Source organism: Endozoicomonas sp. YOMI1 (genome assembly GCF_024606345.1).
Taxonomy (GTDB): domain Bacteria; phylum Pseudomonadota; class Gammaproteobacteria; order Pseudomonadales; family Endozoicomonadaceae; genus Endozoicomonas.
In genome coordinates, this window is record NZ_JAHHPM010000144.1 from 1 (window position 1) to 1,248 (window position 1,248).

1 protein-coding gene is annotated in these 1,248 nt (G+C 53.5%); it reads left to right on the forward strand.

The features are described from left to right. The first annotated feature begins 85 nt into the window (after window positions 1-85). On the forward strand, window positions 86-1,195 hold the full coding sequence (locus tag KDK15_RS05055; RefSeq protein ID WP_257294277.1) for an anhydro-N-acetylmuramic acid kinase: 1,110 nt from the start codon (window positions 86-88) through the stop codon (window positions 1,193-1,195). Window positions 1,196-1,248 lie beyond the last annotated feature (53 nt).

A 1,248-nucleotide genomic window follows, 5' to 3' on the forward strand; every position in this document is an offset into this window, starting at 1 on the left:
AGGGTGGCGCAAAACATTTTCTCGCGCCATGGGCATTTGTGGTTAACAATAATGGCTCAATAAACCTTCCTTCCAGAGGCGAACCATGTCAGATATCTATATAGGGCTTATGTCAGGTACCAGCCTGGACGCCATGGATGCTGCCGCTGTTCACTTTGATGGAAAGAGTCCAACACTCCTGGCCAGCCACAGTACTGAATGGCCCGCCGGACTGAAGCAAAAAATTCAGCAGCTCTGTCAGCCAGGTCATGATGAAATTCGTTTGCTGGCTGAAGTGGATCCGGCCATCGCTTATGTAGCCGCAGAAACGGTCAATGGGCTGCTGGACAAAGCAGGACTGACCGCTGATCAAATCAGGGCCATTGGCTGTCATGGTCAAACCATCAGACACCTACCCGAATCAGGCTATACCCTGCAGGTCGGTGACCCCAATATCCTGGCAGAGCAGACCGGTATTACCGTTATTGCCGACTTCAGACGCCGGGATATGGCCGCCGGTGGTCAGGGGGCCCCGCTGGTACCCGCCTTTCACCGTGCAGTTTTTACCAGCGAAACTTGCCACCGGGTAATCGTCAATATTGGCGGTATCAGCAATATATCGATCTTGCCCGCTGAAAACAGTGAGCAAAACGCCGTAACCGGCTTTGATACCGGTCCCGGGAACCTTTTAATGGACTATTGGTGCCAACAGCAGTGGGGGCAACCTTATGATCAGGATGGCTTTCATGCTGCTCAGGAGCCCCATGACCCGATTCTGCTGGAGACCATGTTGAGTGAACCCTTTTTCCGGTTACCCGCTCCCAAGAGCACTGGCCGGGAACTGTTCAACCCTGCCTGGCTCAACGCAATGCTTGAAGGCTTTCGTGGGCTGTCCCCGTCCACCATACAGGCAACACTCTGTCGCTTAACGGCTCGTTGCATTGCCGATGCCGTGCAGCAGCATACCCCCGATACTGATGAAGTGTTTACCTGTGGAGGCGGTGCCAATAACAACACCCTGATGGCAATGCTGAAAGAAGAAATGTCCGGCACAAGGCTGGGATCAACCTCGGGGCTTGGTGTTGATCCTCAGTGGGTAGAAGCTATCGCCTTTGCCTGGTTAGCAAGACAAAATATGTTGAAGCTACCCGGCAACCTGCCTGCGGTTACCGGCGCATCGGGTTTACGTTTGCTCGGTGGCCGTTATTACCATTGACAGTTGAAATAAAAAGCAACGAACGCAACAAGCCCTGCCAGGCTTGGCCTGTG